The 12,704-nt window shown below is 65.0% G+C and carries 13 protein-coding genes; 11 read left to right on the top strand and 2 right to left on the bottom strand.

What is annotated here, in order from left to right:
- Positions 1-46 precede the first annotated feature (46 nt).
- From ACFO5X_RS17465 to ACFO5X_RS17450, 4 genes are all read left to right on the top strand, one after another.
- A complete protein-coding gene (locus ACFO5X_RS17465) occupies positions 47-508 on the top strand; it encodes a peroxiredoxin (RefSeq protein WP_380719272.1) in 462 nt (153 codons plus the stop codon).
- Positions 505-1,326: a ferritin-like domain-containing protein gene (locus tag ACFO5X_RS17460; RefSeq protein WP_380719270.1), complete on the top strand. Its 822-nt coding sequence runs from the start codon at positions 505-507 to the stop codon at positions 1,324-1,326. The genes ACFO5X_RS17465 and ACFO5X_RS17460 overlap by 4 nt, the downstream gene beginning before the upstream one ends.
- A gap of 213 nt (positions 1,327-1,539) precedes the next feature.
- Complete coding sequence (locus ACFO5X_RS17455; RefSeq protein ID WP_380719268.1) at positions 1,540-2,904, top strand: DUF5930 domain-containing protein; 1,365 nt, start codon at positions 1,540-1,542, stop codon at positions 2,902-2,904.
- Positions 2,858-3,355, top strand: coding sequence for a bactofilin family protein (locus ACFO5X_RS17450; protein ID WP_380719265.1), 498 nt, complete (start codon positions 2,858-2,860; stop codon positions 3,353-3,355). Before ACFO5X_RS17455 ends, ACFO5X_RS17450 begins: the two co-directional genes overlap by 47 nt.
- Before the next feature lie 76 nt (positions 3,356-3,431).
- On the opposite strand, the gene ACFO5X_RS17445 is transcribed toward ACFO5X_RS17450, so the two are convergent.
- Together ACFO5X_RS17445 and ACFO5X_RS17440 are read right to left on the bottom strand one after the other, a co-directional pair.
- Complete coding sequence (locus tag ACFO5X_RS17445; RefSeq protein ID WP_380719263.1) at positions 3,432-3,980, bottom strand: peptidylprolyl isomerase; 549 nt, start codon at positions 3,978-3,980, stop codon at positions 3,432-3,434.
- Positions 3,973-4,479 carry a peptidylprolyl isomerase gene (locus ACFO5X_RS17440; RefSeq protein WP_380719261.1) on the bottom strand — a complete coding sequence of 169 codons (507 nt, stop codon included), beginning with the start codon at positions 4,477-4,479 and terminating at the stop codon, positions 3,973-3,975. Before ACFO5X_RS17440 ends, ACFO5X_RS17445 begins: the two co-directional genes overlap by 8 nt.
- A 126-nt stretch (positions 4,480-4,605) precedes the next feature.
- On the opposite strand from ACFO5X_RS17440, the gene ACFO5X_RS17435 reads away from it, so the two are divergent.
- From ACFO5X_RS17435 to ACFO5X_RS17405, 7 genes are all read left to right on the top strand, one after another.
- Complete coding sequence (locus tag ACFO5X_RS17435) at positions 4,606-5,796, top strand: phosphoglycerate kinase (protein WP_380719258.1); 1,191 nt, start codon at positions 4,606-4,608, stop codon at positions 5,794-5,796.
- A gap of 36 nt (positions 5,797-5,832) precedes the next feature.
- The gene (locus ACFO5X_RS17430) at positions 5,833-7,401 is read left to right on the top strand and encodes a hypothetical protein (RefSeq protein WP_380719256.1); all 1,569 of its coding nucleotides are present in this window, start codon (positions 5,833-5,835) and stop codon (positions 7,399-7,401) included.
- 104 nt (positions 7,402-7,505) lie between these two features.
- On the top strand, positions 7,506-8,399 hold the full coding sequence (locus ACFO5X_RS17425; RefSeq protein ID WP_380719253.1) for a fructose bisphosphate aldolase: 894 nt from the start codon (positions 7,506-7,508) through the stop codon (positions 8,397-8,399).
- A 120-nt stretch (positions 8,400-8,519) separates the two neighbouring features.
- Entirely contained in the window at positions 8,520-8,819 is a 300-nt protein-coding gene (locus tag ACFO5X_RS17420; protein WP_380719251.1) for an FtsB family cell division protein, read from the top strand.
- Between the two features lie 99 nt (positions 8,820-8,918).
- On the top strand, positions 8,919-9,938 hold the full coding sequence (gene pdhA / locus ACFO5X_RS17415; protein WP_380719249.1) for a pyruvate dehydrogenase (acetyl-transferring) E1 component subunit alpha: 1,020 nt from the start codon (positions 8,919-8,921) through the stop codon (positions 9,936-9,938).
- 42 nt (positions 9,939-9,980) lie between these two features.
- Positions 9,981-11,354 carry a pyruvate dehydrogenase complex E1 component subunit beta gene (locus ACFO5X_RS17410; protein WP_380719247.1) on the top strand — a complete coding sequence of 458 codons (1,374 nt, stop codon included), beginning with the start codon at positions 9,981-9,983 and terminating at the stop codon, positions 11,352-11,354.
- A gap of 12 nt (positions 11,355-11,366) precedes the next feature.
- Positions 11,367-12,695 carry a pyruvate dehydrogenase complex dihydrolipoamide acetyltransferase gene (locus ACFO5X_RS17405; RefSeq protein ID WP_380719245.1) on the top strand — a complete coding sequence of 443 codons (1,329 nt, stop codon included), beginning with the start codon at positions 11,367-11,369 and terminating at the stop codon, positions 12,693-12,695.
- The last annotated feature ends 9 nt before the right edge of the window (positions 12,696-12,704 follow it).

Here is a 12,704-nt window from a genome sequence, read left to right as displayed (position 1 = left end):
GGCTTGTTGTTACAGTCACATTTGTCTCATGAGCAGGAGTGCCGCAATGCCCGACATCAACCAGGCCGCCCCCGATTTCACCCTGCCCCGCGACGGCGGCGGGACCGTGACCCTGTCCGACCAGAAGGGCGCGCCGGTCGTGCTGTTCTTCTATCCCAAGGACGACACGCCGGGCTGCACCAAGGAATCCATCGGCTTTTCCGCCGATATGAGCGCCTTTGAAAAGGCCGGGGCCAAGGTCTTCGGCATCTCCAAGGACAGCGTGTCCAGCCATGACAAGTTCGTCGCCAAGCACTCCCTGACCACCCCGCTGCTGTCCGATGCCGAAGGCACGGTCTGCGAAGACTATGGCGTGTGGAAGGAAAAGAGCATGTACGGCAAGAAATTCATGGGCATCGAACGGACCACGGTCCTGATCGGGGCCGATGGCAAGATCGCGCGCATCTGGCCCAAGGTGAAGGTCGATGGCCATGTGGCCGAGGTTCTGGCGGCGGTTCAGGCCCTGTGAGCCTGTCGCTGGCCGAGCGTGCCGAGGCGGTTCTGCGCTGTGGCGACGGTCGTGCGAAGGCCGCGCTGTCGCGCGCGCACGCCGCCGCCTGGCTGGCCGCGCGCGACGGCAGCGGAGAATCCATCGAGATCGGCCGCGCCACGCCGCCCGACCAGCCGGCGCGGCCCGACCGCCCCGAACTGCTCGCCCCGCGCGACGTGCCCCGCCGCCGTCCTGGCAGCCCGGCGGGGCGGATCGCCCTGCTGCACGCGGTCGCGCATATCGAGCTGAACGCCATCGACCTGCACTGGGATATCGTCGCGCGCTTTACCGACATTGCGATGCCGATGGGGTTCTACGATGACTGGGTGCGAGCCGCCGACGACGAATCACGTCACTTCGGAATGATGTGCGATTGCCTCGAATCGCTCGGTTCGTCCTATGGCGCCCTTCCCGCCCATGCCGGGATGTGGCGCGCGGCCGAGGACACGAAAGCCGACCTAATGGGCCGCCTGGCGGTGGTGCCGATGGTGCTGGAAGCCCGTGGATTGGACGTGACTCCGGGCATGATCTCGGTGTTCAAAAAGGCCGGAGAGACCGAGGCTGTCGCCGCCCTGGAAACGATCTATGCCGAGGAAGTCTCGCATGTCGCCTATGCGGCCAAGTGGTTCCACTTCTTGTGTGGGCGCGAGAATTCGGACCCAAAGGATGTGTTTCACGCCCTGGTGCGGCGCTATTTTCACGGCGCGCTCAAGCCGCCGTTCAACGAGGAAAAACGCGCCGAGGCCGGCCTTCCGCCCGACTTCTATTGGCCGCTGGCAGAGCAGCAATCGGGCTGACTCGGCGGGTGACTTGCAACGGCTGCATGGCTCGTTCCGGGCCAACCCACTGACCGTCGGCGAAAAATCGCCAAGATCGGCAGGAATCCGTCGAATTTAATGTTCTGTTAAGCGTCGCGGTTGCCCGATCCGATTCATCTCATTATGCGTTTCTGTCGGGGCCGCTGACTGGGACGTCGCGCGGGTTCGTGGGGATGGATAGGAAAATACAGCGTGCGGACTCGTCTCGCGATCAAGACACACGCGATGCTGGAACGGTTGTTCCCTGAGCGTCGGCTTTTTCTGAAATCGGAATCGGATACGCGGTTCATACGCCTGAAGTCTGAGACTCAGCTCTTCGCCTATCTGGGCGTCAGCCTTGTCGTCGGCTGGGCGACCATCGCGACCGCGGTGCTGCTGATGGACTCGATCGGCGCGTCGAACTTCCGCGAACAGGCGATACGCGACCAGAAGAACTTCGAAGAGCGGTTGAACCTGCTGTCGGTCGAACGCGACGCCCGCGCCGCCGAAGCCGCAGCAGCGCAGGAACGCTTCAACACCGCGCTGCGCCAGATTTCGGCCATGCAGACCGAGCTTCTTGCCTCCGAGACGCGCCGCCACGAGGTGGAAACCGGCATCGACGTGATCCAGACCACCCTGCGCGACACGGTGCGCGAACGCGAAGCCGCCCGCGCCGCTCTGGCCGACCTGCGCGAACAGACCGAGGATTCCGGTGCCCTGGCCGCCGCTGCCGAGGCGGCGCCGGTGCCGCTCAGCCTCATGTCCGAGGTGCTGGAAGATACCGCGCAGGAGCGCGACCAGGTTGTCGCCGACGCGCGCAACGCGTTGGACCAGCGCGACCAGATCGAACACGAATACAAGCTCATGCAAGAGCGCAACGACGAGATCTTCCGCCAGCTGGAAGAGGCGATGACAATCTCGGTCGCGCCGCTCGATGCGATGTTCCGCAGCGCCGGCATGTCGACCGATCGCCTGCTCGACGAAATTCGCCGCGGCTACAGCGGCCAGGGCGGCCCGCTGACACCGATCTCCTTCTCGACCCGCGGCGAGGAACCCACCCCCGAGGACATCCGCGCCAACAAGCTTCTGTCGCAGATGGACGTTCTGAACATGTATCGCATGGCGGCCGAGAAGGCGCCCTTTGCCAGCCCGGTCAAGGCTGCGGTGCGCTATACCAGCGGCTTCGGCGTGCGCCGCGACCCCAAGACCGGCGGGCGCCGGATGCACAACGGATCGGATTTCGCGGGCGACTACGGCACCAATATCTATGCCACCGCCGATGGCGTCGTGACCCATGCCGGCTGGATGAACGGCTTTGGCAAACTGGTCAAAATCCGCCATGCCTTCGGGATCGAAACCTACTACGCCCATACCTCGGCCATTCTGGTCAAGGTCGGTCAAAGGGTCTCGCGCGGGGACCACATTGCTGATATGGGTAACACCGGACGAGTGACCGGCACGCACCTGCACTACGAAGTGCGGGTGGACGGTACGCCTGTTAACCCCATGATCTACATCAAGGCTGCGAACAATGTTTTCAAAAAGCAAAATCAACGAGCCCGCCAAGCCAGCCGCTGACGAGAAGACACCGATGACGTTGTCGACCCCGTCGAGCACCCCCTCGCCGAGCGAGTTCAAGGCCAGCGCTCCGAAACCGAAGCCGCCGGCCTCGACCCTGTCCGCCGACCTTCACATCACCGGGAACATCAAGACCTCCGGCGACATCAATGTCGAAGGCTCGGTCGATGGCGATATCCGCGCGCATCTGCTGACCATCGGCGAATCCGCGACGATCAAGGGCGAGATCACCGCCGACGACGTCGTGGTGAACGGCCGGATCGTGGGCCGCGTGCGTGGCCTGAAGGTGCGCCTGACCGCGACCGCGCGGGTCGAGGGCGACATCATCCACAAGACCATCGCCATCGAGAGCGGCGCGCATTTCGAAGGCTCGGTGCAGCGTCAGGACGACCCGCTGAACCCGAACCGCCAGGGCGCCAAGCCCGGCGCGGCGCCCGGCAAGCCGGAATAAGCCAGGGCACCGGCCCGAACGAAACGCGCCGCCGGTGGTCCCGGCGGCGCTTTGCATTTCAGCGATGTAAATGCCGTCACTCGGTGACGGTCACCTTTTTCATCACGTCGGGCTGACCGATCACCGCGCCGTTGGGGCCTGCCCCGCGCTTGATCTTGTCGACCACGTCCATGCCTTCGACGACCTTGCCGACGACCGTATACTGACCATTCAGGAAGTCGCCTGGCGCGAACATGATGAAGAACTGCGAATTTGCACTGTCCGGATCCTGCGCCCGGGCCATGCCTACGACGCCCCGCTCGAACGGCACATCCGAGAATTCGGCCGGCAGGTCGGGCCGGCTGGACCCGCCGGTGCCCGCGCGGCGCATGTCGCCGCCCAGCTTGCCGAATTCGACGTCGCCGGTCTGGGCCATGAAGCCGTCGATCACGCGGTGAAACACCACGCCGTCATAGGCACCTTCGGCGGCCAGGGCGGTGATCTGCTCGACATGCTTCGGCGCGACGTCCTCCATCAGGTCGATGAGGACGGTTCCATTGGCCTCGCCCTCGACCTCAATCCTGAGACCGGTGGCCAGCGCCGGCGTGGCGGCCAGCAGCAGGGCCGCGGCGACGAGATTACGCATCTGCGGCCACCTTGACCGAGATCATCCGGTCCGGCTCGGCCGGCGGCTCGCCGCGCACGATGGCATCCACATGCTCCATCCCGTCGATGACCCGGCCATAGACCGTGTACTGGCGGTTCAGGAAGTGGTTGTCCTTGAAGTTGATGAAGAACTGCGAATTGGCGCTGTTCGGGTTCTGCGAGCGTGCGGCGCCCAAGGTGCCGCGATCGTGCGGAATGCCCGAGAATTCCGCCGGCAGATCGGGCAGATCGGACCCGCCGGTGCCCGCCATGCGGATGTTGAACCCGTCTTCCATGTCGCCGTGCTGAACGTCGCCGGTCTGCGCCATGAACCCGTCGATCACCCGGTGAAAGGCGACGTTGTCATACTGGCCCGAGCGCGCCAGTTCCTTCATGCGCTCGGCATGTTTCGGCGCGACATCGGGCAGCAGTTCGATGACGACGGTGCCGCCCTTCAGCTCGATCAGGATGGTGTTTTCGGGGTCTTTGATCTCGGCCATGTGGCGCTCCTGTCTGAATTCGTTGCCCGTACACCTAAGGCCGCGCGGGCCGATTGCCAAGTGACGGGATTGACCGGGCGGCGAATTGCGGGAAAAACCGCCGGCGAAGGTGCAAGGAGTAGTGACATGGCCTGGAACACGCTGGACGACATGGACTTGAACGGCAAACGCGTGTTGGTACGCGTCGATATCAACGTCCCTCTCGAAGACGGGCGCGTCACCGACGCCACCCGGATCACCCGCATCGCCCCCACCGTGGCCGACATTCTGGCTGCCGGCGGCAAGCCGATCCTGCTGGCGCATTTCGGCCGGCCCAAGGGCAAGGTGGTCGCCGAAATGTCGCTTGCCCCTCTGGTGCCCGAGCTTGAAAAGGCGCTTGGCGTGCCGGTGATGTTCTGCGCAGATTGCCGCGGGCCCGCGGCCGAGGCAGCGGTGGCCGCGCTGGCACCGGGTCAGGTCCTGCTGCTGGAGAACACCCGCTTTCACCCCGGCGAGGAAAAGAACGACGCCGCCCTCGCCGCCGAATTCGCGCGCCTTGGCGACATCTATTGCAACGACGCTTTCTCGGCCGCCCACCGCGCCCATGCCTCGACCGAGGGTGTTGCGCGCCTCCTGCCCTCTTGCGCCGGACGTCTGATGCAGGCCGAACTCTCGGCGCTCGAGGCCGCGCTTGGCACCCCGCAGCGCCCGGTGGTGGCGGTGGTCGGCGGGGCGAAGGTGTCGACCAAGCTCGACCTGCTGGGCAATCTCGTGGCCAAGGTGGACACGCTGGTGATCGGCGGCGGCATGGCCAACACCTTCCTCGCCGCGCAGGGTGTGGACGTGGGCAAGTCGCTCTGCGAACACGACATGGCCCCCACCGCGCGCGAGATTCTCGGCAAGGCCGAGGCCGCGGGCTGCCGCATCCTGCTGCCCGTCGATGTGGTGGTCGCGCGCGAGTTCAAGGCGAATGCCGCCTCAGAAACCGTCGCCGCCAGCGCCTGCCCGGCAGACGCGATGATCCTCGACGCCGGCCCGCAGACGGTGGCCGAAATCGCGCAGGCCTTTGACGCCGCCAAGACACTGATCTGGAACGGCCCGCTGGGCGCCTTCGAAATCGAACCCTTCGACACCGCCACCAATGCGGCGGCCCGCAAGGCGGCCGAACTGACACGCGCGGGCAAACTGGTCAGCGTGGCCGGCGGCGGCGATACCGTCGCCGCACTCAACCAGGCCGGAGCGGGCGACGACTTCTCCTATATCTCCACCGCCGGCGGCGCATTCCTGGAATGGATGGAAGGCAAGGTGCTGCCCGGCGTTGCGGCCTTGGAGAAATGAGGTAACCTGTCCGGGACCGACAGAGGAGGATCCCGCATGAGACAGCCCCTGACGACACTTGCCACCCTTGCGGCGCTGGCCACGCCGGTCGCCGCGCAGGAGAGCCAAAGGCCAAGTTTCTGGGACGCCTTCTCGGTCGAAAGCATCGGCACGCTCGCGCTCAACTCGGTAATGAGCTGGGCGCGGCTGCTGGCCGATATCCGCTATGATCAGGTCAGCATCGACCCGGCCGCGCTGCGTATCGTGCTGACCGGCGTGCGGATCGCCCCCTATCTGCCCGACGTGCCCGAAGGGATGTGCGAGGTGCGCATCGAACGGCTGACGATGAACGGCCAGCCGATCGACGTGCGAGACGCCCGGCGGTTCCGCATCGCGCTGGACGGCGTTGCGATGGAGGCGGGATGCCTGCCCCTGCAACCGGCGGGCATGCTGCGCGGCATCGGCCTGCCGCAGGTTACGGCGGGGCGCATCGAGGCGGATGTCACCTATGATTACCCCAGCGGTGGCATGATGGCGCGCATCAGCGCCGATCTGGACAAGCTGGCCACGGTCGATGCCGAAATCGACCTCGACTACATCAGCTACCGTATGGACTTCTCGCTCGAAGAACCCGAACCGCGCGGGGCCATCGACGTGAACGGTGCGGTTGTCGCCATTCAGGATCGCGGCGCCTGGGACATTACCCGCAAGTTCATCATGCCGGGACCGGTCAACCCCGAAGAGATTGGACCGGTTATCGGTGCCGGGATCGAGGCCTCGCTTCAGGACGCCAACGGCGAAGGCGTCGCGCTGACCGAGAAACAGCGCGCCTTTGCCCGCGACGCCGGGGCCGTGGCGGCAAGTTTCCTGACCACCGGCCGGCAGGTCGTTGTCGCGACCGCCATCGAAACGGCACCGCTGCGCATCGACCTGACGCAGGAGCCCGCCTTTGCCCCGCTGTTCGACGCGCTGAACCCGACCGTCTCGCACAGCCAGCCGCAACTGGCCTCGGCGATCTCGGTGGCCGCGCTCGACGCCGCGATGAAGGCCGAGACGCCGCCCGAAAACGCCTTTGACATCGGACGCGCGCTGATCACCGGTATCGGCGCGCCCAAGAACCCGAACGGCGGTATCCGTCTGCTGCTGCCGCTGGCGCGCGAGGGCAATACACAGGCCAATTTCCTGATCGCCTCCGAAATCGCCGCGATCAAACCGGTCGACGCCTACGGCCACGCCCTGCGCGCGGCGGCGAGCGGCATTCCCGGCAGCTTGGCCCTGCTCGACCGGATCGAGCGGGAGGTGCCCTTCGCCAAGGCTGTCGAGCAACAGGGCAGCCTGCTGGGCGATCCCGACGATGCGCTGTATGGCGATCTGGCCGGGATGCGCAGCGCCGCGCGCGAGTTTCTGGGCGGGACACGCCGCCCCCGCTCGTGGCTTGCCGCCTATTACTGGTCTTCCATGGCGGCCGCCGCCGGCGATGCGTCGAGCGCCGCGCTGCGCGACGAGATCGGCGAGATCATGCGCCTGCGCGGCGACGCGAAGGGATGGGCGGAAGAGGCCAACAGCATCGACAACGGCGTGCTGCGGGACTGGATCGCCAAGGACGTTCCCGGCCGCCTGCGCTGAGCCCCGCGCTGTTGGCGCAAACAGCCAACGCGCGAGTTGAAACGCCGCGCGGCCTGCCATAAACACCGCCCAAATCACCCTTTTTTCCGAGAGCGAGTTTCCCAATGCCCAACGCCGAACAGATCAAGCAGATGACCTCCGCCGGTGGCTTTATCGCCGCGCTGGACCAGAGCGGCGGCTCGACCCCGAAGGCGTTGAAACTCTACGGCATCGAGGAAAGCGCCTATGGCTCGGACGCAGAAATGTTCGACCTGATCCATGCCATGCGCGCCCGGATCGCCACCGCCCCCGCCTTTACCGGCGAGAAGGTGATCGGCGCGATCCTGTTCGAGATGACGATGGACCGCGAGATTGACGGCATGCCCGCCGCTCAGTTCCTCTGGGAAAAGCGCGGCGTTGTTCCCTTCCTGAAGATCGACAAGGGCCTTGAGGAGGCCAAGGACGGCGTCAAGCTGATGAAGCCGATGCCGGGTCTCGACGCCCTGCTCGACCGTGCCGTCGCCAAGGGCATTTTCGGCACCAAGGAGCGTTCGGTGATCGACGCGGCCTCGCCCTCGGGCATCAAGGCGGTCGTCGACCAGCAGTTCGAGATCGGCAGACAGGTTCTTGCCAAGGGCCTGGTCCCGATCATCGAACCGGAGGTGACCATCTCGATCGCCGACAAGGCCGCCGCCGAGGATATCCTGCTGGCCGAAATCCTGCGCTGCCTCGATGCCCTGCCTGCGGACCAGCAGGTCATGCTCAAGCTGACCCTGCCCGACACCGCCAACCTCTACAAACCGCTGGTCGATCATCCGCGCGTCATGCGGGTCGTGGCACTCTCGGGCGGCTATTCGCGCGACGAGGCCAACGAACGGCTGGCGCAGAACAGTGGCATCATCGCCTCGTTCAGCCGCGCGCTCACCGAAGGGCTGTCGGCCCAGCAGTCGGATGCCGATTTCAACGCCACCATCGCGAAAACTATCGACAGCATTCACGCCGCATCGGTCGCCGGCTGAGTCCGGCCGGCCACGATCGGCGGATCGCTGCGAATTCCTAAAGACGGGGATTCACAGCGCGAATCGCCTGTGCCATAGTGTCCAAAGGCGCCACGCAAGAGCGCCAGAAGAGGCAGCGCGTTGACCCGTTCCACACGTCCCGGATTTGGCGGTTTCATCTTCTTCGCCCTGGCGTTCAGCCTGGGCGCCTATTTCACCTTTGCCGCCGTGCAGGGGGATTACGGTGTCTTTCGCCGGGTCGAGATCTCCGCCGAGGAAATGACGCTGCGCCGTGAACTCGCCGAGATCAAGGCGCAGATCACCGAGGTCGAGAACCTGACGCACCGGCTGTCGGACAACTACCTCGACCTCGACCTGCTGGATCAGCAGGCGCGTTCGGTCCTGGGATATCTGCGCACCGACGAAATCGTCATCCGCTGACGCTTGTCCACGGCAAATAGACTCTCGCCATTCTGGCAATTTTCGCCTATTGGATAGTTTAACGCTAAACTATCTTTGGACGAAGGGGAGGGAACGCCAATGGTGGCCCGCAAAACGACCAAGAAGCCTAATGTTTCCGCTGAAGAGATGCTCGGCTACTACCGCGACATGCTGCTCATCCGGCGATTCGAAGAAAAGGCCGGCCAGCTGTACGGCATGGGCCTGATCGGCGGTTTCTGCCACCTCTACATCGGTCAGGAAGCCGTGGTGGTCGGGCTGGAAGCCGCAGCCGAAGAGGGCGACAAGCGCATCACCTCCTATCGCGATCACGGGCACATGCTGGCCTGCGGCATGGACGCCAAGGGCGTGATGGCCGAGCTCACCGGCCGCGAAGGCGGCTACTCCAAGGGCAAGGGCGGCTCGATGCACATGTTCAGCCGAGAAAAGCACTTCTACGGTGGTCATGGTATCGTCGGCGCTCAGGTGCCGCTGGGCGCCGGCCTCGCCTTCTCGGACCGCTACAAGGACAATGGCCGCGTGACCTTCACCTATTTCGGGGATGGCGCGGCGAACCAGGGCCAGGTCTACGAATCCTTCAACATGGCGGCACTCTGGAAACTGCCGGTGATCTTCGTGATCGAGAACAACCAGTATGCCATGGGCACCGCGCAGAAACGCTCCACCTCCACCGAAGAGATCCACAAGCGCGGCGAAGCCTTCGGCATTCCGGGGGAACTGGTCGACGGTATGAACGTGCTCGCGGTCAAGGAAGCCGGCGAGAAGGCCGTGGCGCACTGCCGCTCGGGCGAAGGCCCCTATATCCTCGAAGTCAAAACCTACCGCTATCGCGGCCACTCCATGTCGGACCCGGCGAAATACCGGACCCGCGAGGAAGTGCAGAAGATGCGCGAAGAGCGCGATCCCATCGAGCAGGTCCGGGGCATGCTGCTGACCGGCAAGCACGCGACCGAGGACCAGCTCAAGGAGATCGACAAGGAGATCAAGGAGATCGTCAACGCCTCGGCCGAATTCGCCAAGGAAAGCCCCGAACCGGATGTCTCCGAACTCTGGACCGACATCTACGCGGACGTGGCGCCGCAGGACGAGGAGGCGGCATGATGAAGCGGACCGCAGGCAAGATCCACGAGGGAGACGCGTAAGATGGCAATTGAAATCCTGATGCCCGCCCTGTCCCCCACGATGGAGGAAGGCACCTTGGCCAAATGGCTGGTCAAGGAAGGCGACACCGTGAAATCCGGCGACATACTTGCCGAGATCGAGACCGACAAGGCCACAATGGAATTTGAGGCGGTGGACGAAGGCACCATCGGCAAGATCCTGATTTCCGAGGGCACCGAGGGCGTGAAGGTCAACACCCCGATCGCGACGCTGCTGGCCGAGGGCGAAAGCGCCGATGCCGCGCCTGAGAAGTCCGAGGCGAAGGCGGAGGAGAAACCGGAATCCGAAACCAAGGCGCCGGCCAAGGCCGAAAAGGCCCCCGCCCCCGCCGCCGTGAAGACCGAGCGCAAGCCCGACTGGCCGGAAGGCACCGCGATGAAGCAGCAGACCGTCCGCGAGGCGCTGCGCGACGCCATGGCCGAGGAAATGCGTGGCGACGATGAGGTCTTCCTGATGGGCGAAGAGGTCGCCGAGTATCAGGGTGCCTACAAGATAAGTCAGGGCCTGCTGGACGAATTCGGCCCCAAGCGCATCATCGACACGCCGATCACCGAACACGGCTTTGCCGGCATCGCGGTCGGTGCGGCCTTTGGCGGGCTGAAGCCGATTGTCGAGTTCATGACCTTCAACTTCGCCATGCAGGCGATCGACCAGATCATCAACTCGGCCGCCAAGACGCTCTACATGTCCGGCGGGCAGATGGGCTGCCCCATCGTCTTCCGCGGCCCCAATGGCGCCGCCGCCCGCGTGGCGGCCCAGCACAGCCAGGATTACGCGGCCTGGTACATGCAGATCCCCGGCCTCAAGGTGGCGATGCCCTACTCTGCCTCCGACGCCAAGGGCCTGCTGAAAAGCGCGATCCGCGATCCGAACCCGGTGATCTTCCTTGAAAACGAGATCCTCTACGGGCGCAGCTTCGACGTGCCGGACATCAAGGATTACACCGTGCCCTTCGGCAAGGCCCGGATCTGGCGCGAAGGCACGGACGTGACCATCGTCAGCTTCGGCATCGGGATGCAATACGCGCTCGAAGCCGCCGACAAGCTGGCCGAGGACGGGATTTCCGCCGAGGTCATCGACCTTCGTACCCTGCGCCCGATGGACACCGAAACCATCCTCGCCTCGGTGAAGAAGACCAACCGCTGCGTCACGGTCGAGGAAGGCTGGCCGCAGGGTTCCGTCGGCAGCTACATCTCGTCGGTGATCATGCAGCAGGCCTTCGACTATCTCGACGCGCCGGTGATCAACTGCACCGGCAAGGACGTGCCGATGCCCTATGCGGCCAATCTCGAAAAGCTCGCGCTGGTGACGACCGCCGAGGTGATCGAGGCGGTCAAGCAAGTGACCTACAGGTAAGGAGCGCGGACCATGCCGACAGAAATCCTGATGCCCGCCCTCTCGCCCACCATGGAAGAGGGCACGCTGGCGAAATGGTTGGTCAAGGAGGGCGATACCGTCTCCTCCGGCGACCTGCTGGCCGAGATCGAGACCGACAAGGCGACGATGGAATTCGAAGCCGTGGACGAGGGCACCATCGGCAAGCTGCTGGTTGCGGAAGGCACCGAGGGGGTCAAGGTGAACACCCCCATCGCGGTGCTGCTGGCCGAGGGCGAAAGCGCGGATGACGCGCCGGCCCCCAAGGCGAAGGCAACGGAGGCGCCGAAGGCGTCCGACGCGGGTGCCGAGGCGGCGCCCAAAGGGGGCTCCGAGAAGGCCGCGCCTGCCGAAAAGTCCCCTGCCCCGGCGGCACCGACCAAGGATGGCGAGCGCATCTTCGCCTCGCCCCTCGCCCGCCGGATCGCTGCCGAGAAGGGTCTGGATCTCGCCAGCCTGAAAGGCTCGGGCCCGCATGGGCGCATCGTCAAGGCCGATGTGGAGGACGCCAAGCCCCAGGCCGCGAAACCGGCCGAGGTCGCCAAGGCCGAAGCCCCGGCCGCCGCCGCTGCGCCCAAGCCGGCACTGGCGACCGGTCCGTCGGCGGAAACCGTCATGAAGATGTATGACGGACGTGCCTATGAGGAAGTCAAGCTCGACGGGATGCGCAAGACCATCGCCGCCCGTCTGACCGAGGCCAAACAGTCGATCCCGCATTTCTACCTGCGCCGCGACATACGGCTCGATCCCCTGATGGCCTTCCGGGCGGAGCTGAACGCCAAGCTGGAAAAGCGCGGCGTGAAGCTGTCGGTGAACGACTTCATCATTAAGGCCTGCGCGCTGGCGCTGCAGGCTGTGCCGGATGCCAATGCCGTCTGGGCTGGCGACCGGATCCTGAAGCTTAAACCCTCGGACGTGGCCGTTGCCGTCGCCATCGAGGGCGGGCTGTTCACGCCGGTCCTCAAGGATGCCGAGATGAAGTCGATCTCGTCCCTCTCGGCCGAGATGAAAGACCTCGCCACCCGCGCCCGCGACCGCAAGCTGGCCCCGCACGAATACCAGGGCGGCAGCTTCGCAATCTCGAACCTAGGCATGTTCGGCATCGACAATTTCGATGCTGTCATCAATCCGCCGCATGGCGCGATCCTGGCCGTGGGCGCCGGGGTAAAGAAGCCGGTGGTCGGCAAGGACGGGATCGAAGTCGCGACGGTCATGTCGGTGACGCTGAGCGTGGATCACAGGGTGATCGACGGCGCGCTTGGCGCGCAGCTGCTGCAGGCTATCGTCGACAATCTGGAAAACCCGGTGGCGATGCTGGCCTGACGCCAAACC

Source organism: Seohaeicola nanhaiensis, assembly GCF_042654245.1.
Classification (GTDB): Bacteria; Pseudomonadota; Alphaproteobacteria; order Rhodobacterales; family Rhodobacteraceae; genus Seohaeicola_A; species Seohaeicola_A nanhaiensis.
This window is presented reverse-complemented; position numbering and strand designations above follow the sequence as displayed.